Raw genomic sequence first — 3,501 nt, 5'->3', positions numbered from 1 at the left:
TCGGCCTGGGACACCCCATCAGCACGGCCATTATGTGTACTACCCGCCCATCACCCGCGTGCCCATGGCTGCCGCGCCCGCCTTCGGCGCTCGCTCCTGGACCATGACCGCCGAGGTGGAAAGGGCTGACAAGAACCAAGACGGGGTAATCGTAGCTCACGGCACCCAGAACACAGGTTTTTCGTGGTATATCAAAGATGGACGGCTCGTATTCGACAGTAACGCCCTGGCCAAACACTTCGTAGTTCGTTCTGACAAGCTGGTGCCTGTGGGTAAGAGCACACTCGGCGCTGCATTCACCTGGGCTGATAACCAGGGGACCATCACCCTGCTCATAAATGGTGAGGAATGCGGCGCTATTCAAGTACCTTCAACAATCCGCACTCACTCTGCGGGGATGAGTATCGGCCGGGACAGTCTTTCGCCCGTGACCGATGATTACGAAGCTCCGTTCCCCTTCGAGGGAACGATATCGCGTATCGAAGTAACACATCAGCCATACACATCCGCCGAAGACGAGAAAAAAGACCGCGAGGCTAGGCACAATGCCGAGATGGCTGAGCAGTAGCCGCACCTGCGGGGGAGTAACCATAGAAAACAAGACCTATAGATCAGCGGGAACACCTGGTGGCATGAAGCCGCGTGACGATAATGTATACAGGGATCAGAAGGGCAGGTACCTCTGGTGGGTCAGGTCCGTGGACAGGATCACCACCGAGGTGGACGAGTCCATCATGGAGAAGCAGGGCTCAACCGTCACCAACCGGCTCATACAGCAGCCCTTTGAGTAATACCCGGAGAGTCCAGGAACGGGGTCCGGCCAATTACACCGAGAAGATAGGGAATAACGAATCCGGCTCGCAGCTTCAGGACGTGGCCCTGTACCAGGCGGCTTCTCCCTTCTGGTGGGCGGGCGGAAGGTCAGCTATCGCCTCAGGCAGCCGTTCGATGCGCCGCAGGGCGACCCTGGCCGCGTACCTGCAAGTCGACCGGTTCTTGCGGCATTGATGGGAGGAACAGCTTCAGCACCTGGTCTTCGCCTGAGACGTATATCCAGGCCTCTGCGCTCCGCCCAATCAACTGGCCGAATCCGTCCGTCACCGTCCCGCCATCACCGTCGGAGTCTTCGTCAGTGGTCGTAGAGAATCCTCGGTTGCCGTCTCCTAGCTGATGCGACCATCAGTCGTGGCGATCAGTAATTGTCCGGCCAGTCCCGCCGATCGGTGTATGCTGATCTCCTGAACCTCCGGCGACAGGGCTATCTCCACGAAGGCCTCTTTGGACGGATACTCGACGATGGCGACGGCGTCCCATTCTTCTTCCACGGAGCCGATAATCATCTGCCTCACCGCGCCGGCAAACAGGAACCGGCACCCCTTGGACTCACAGAACTCGCGCATCTGCGCACCGTACAGACTGTAAGCCTCCCTGCCGGGTAGGTTGGACTCCCGCCCATCTTCGTATTCCGCCATCGGCTTGAACTCGAGGAGATTCACCATGCAGACCGGGCCGCTTAGGTCGCTGGCGAGGAATGCTTGAATCTGCTCTGGCGATGGCGTGACGGCGTTCGATACCTTCATTAGGACCTCCCTGGGGTCACCTTCCTTGCTCACACCCGTGCCCAGGCTGGATGCGAGCCCACGGGTCAGGACTCGCTGGTTGCAACACACTCGACGCCGAGCCGTGCACCCTTCGTTCTCAGTCTGGCACTTCGGGCATATCACATTGGACGCCCCTGTGCTGAATCAGCGCTGACAGTCTATGACTGGTGACTGAGGATGTCAAGCGTGGTAGGTTCCCCGGGGAAGCTGCGAAAACGGTCCGCCCAATATCACGCCTGGCGGCTAGGCGTGAGGCGGTGAAGGCAAGAAGGAACCATTCTCGGGTTGCACCTTCTGGCTTTTTGTTCAGGGCGTGGCCATGCTGACTGACCATTAGCAACTGGTCTTGCTCCATAGTAATCGGCAAAGGCTTCTAAAAATGAATGCTCATTTTCCTTTGCGGTTTGTTCGCTAGCAAAGGTTTTCCAACAGATTTTACAATAATGGTAATAGGCATATTCGTATATAGGGAAATAGTATGTTGTTTAATCTCTTCATTCCCCTATACTCCTAAGCTACTCATCCCACACACTTACCAGCCTGCAACCGGGTGCCCCGACGGTTCTCCTCGGTTTTTGTTGATACCCTTCTTGAAAGTTGATACAATCCTCCCAAACCACATACGTCGCCACAATAAGGACGAGACATGGCACGCAAGAGAAAACGCAGGAACAAGGTACAGTATGGTTTCTTCCTGGTCATCGCAGGGTTGGTTATCCTGTTTCTGTCGTACATACTGAAGATTGATATCGGAGTCATGGGTGTTGTCCTCTCTTGCCTCGGGGTCGGGGCCGGCCTGTATCTTCTGTTCAAAAGGTGAACCAGTAACCACTTTCCAGGGCGCAATTGCTACAACACCTACGAGAGCCAGCCCCGCTATGTACTTCCAGACCTCAAGCCCCGTTCTCGACCCGAGGCTTATGGCAGCAATGCAGACACATGTGAGGATGGTTACGAGTAACCTCATGTGCCATATCTTCATGTTCATAGTCTCAAGTGCCTCCCTCTTCTGTCTGCTTCAAAATGGTATCAACACCTACCGAGCAGTACCGCCCCGACCTATTGACAATAAATAGCCCTGTCATTATAATACGGCAACATGCCCAAATGAATACTCACTCACACCACATCCGGTAGTCTGCCAGGCCAGAGTGGAATGAAGGATACTCAGTTGGGAACGGACATCCGTACGTACAGTGATAATGAAGCTCTGGTAGCGGAACGCCGGCAGCATATTGTCGCATGTGCTATCAATGTGTTCCTGAAAAAGGGCTACCACGGAACGACCATGCGGGAATTGGCCAGAGCATGTGCCATATCCGAGGGGTCCATCTATCGTTACATCGGCTCGAAAGATAACATTCTCCACCTGATATGCACGGCAAGGGCACGTGGGATTGAACGACTCGAAGGCTTTTTTCATGAACTTGATGCTGTCAGCCCGACTGAAGCCCTTGAAGCATGTATAAACACCTGCTTCATGTGGGCAGAGAGTAGCCGGGACTACAACCTCTTCTTTAACCGGGAAATCAGCCATTTCTCTAGTGAAGACAGACACACGTTGCTGGAAGACCAGGTTGCTATGGTGCACTTCTTTGAAAAGCGGCTGATTGACGGCATCGAGGCGGGAGAATTCCAGATGGAGTCACCTCTGCTGGTAGCCCACGACATCCTCATGAAAATCCACGACTGGGGAATGAGGCGGTGGTTCCTGAAACAGTACGTCACCCTGGAAGAGTATGCCGGAATACACACCAGATTGATACTCAGGTCAATACGGGTAGAAGCAGACTATGACGCCGGGCATAAGCAAGATAGCGCGAACCGGTAGGAGAATACCATGCGTGGTTACCTAGTCAGGCGCATACTTCTCATCATACCAACGATATTCATTGTGACG

5 protein-coding genes are annotated in these 3,501 nt (G+C 54.4%); 3 read left to right on the top strand and 2 right to left on the bottom strand.

The genetic code is table 11. The features are described 5' to 3' along the window. Together VMW13_06235 and VMW13_06230 are read left to right on the top strand one after the other, a co-directional pair. On the top strand, positions 1-568 hold a 568-nt coding region (locus VMW13_06235), incomplete at its 5' end, for a LamG-like jellyroll fold domain-containing protein (GenBank protein ID HUV44411.1). After that, entirely contained in the window at positions 546-791 is a 246-nt protein-coding gene (locus tag VMW13_06230) for a hypothetical protein (GenBank protein ID HUV44410.1), read from the top strand. The genes VMW13_06235 and VMW13_06230, both read left to right, overlap by 23 nt. Positions 792-1,163: 372 nt before the next feature. Here VMW13_06230 and VMW13_06225 read toward each other — a convergent pair whose 3' ends face one another. Beyond that, positions 1,164-1,580, bottom strand: a complete 417-nt coding sequence (locus VMW13_06225) for a DUF1330 domain-containing protein (GenBank protein HUV44409.1) — start codon at positions 1,578-1,580, stop codon at positions 1,164-1,166. A gap of 553 nt (positions 1,581-2,133) precedes the next feature. Continuing rightward, positions 2,134-2,589 (bottom strand): hypothetical protein, encoded by a 456-nt coding sequence (locus tag VMW13_06220; GenBank protein ID HUV44408.1) that lies wholly within the window; start codon positions 2,587-2,589, stop codon positions 2,134-2,136. A gap of 168 nt (positions 2,590-2,757) precedes the next feature. Here VMW13_06220 and VMW13_06215 point away from each other — a divergent pair, with 168 nt between their 5' ends. Then, positions 2,758-3,432: a TetR/AcrR family transcriptional regulator gene (locus tag VMW13_06215; protein HUV44407.1), complete on the top strand. Its 675-nt coding sequence runs from the start codon at positions 2,758-2,760 to the stop codon at positions 3,430-3,432. Positions 3,433-3,501 lie beyond the last annotated feature (69 nt).

This window comes from Dehalococcoidales bacterium (assembly GCA_035529395.1).
GTDB lineage: Bacteria > Chloroflexota > Dehalococcoidia > Dehalococcoidales > Fen-1064 > DUES01.
This window is presented reverse-complemented; position numbering and strand designations above follow the sequence as displayed.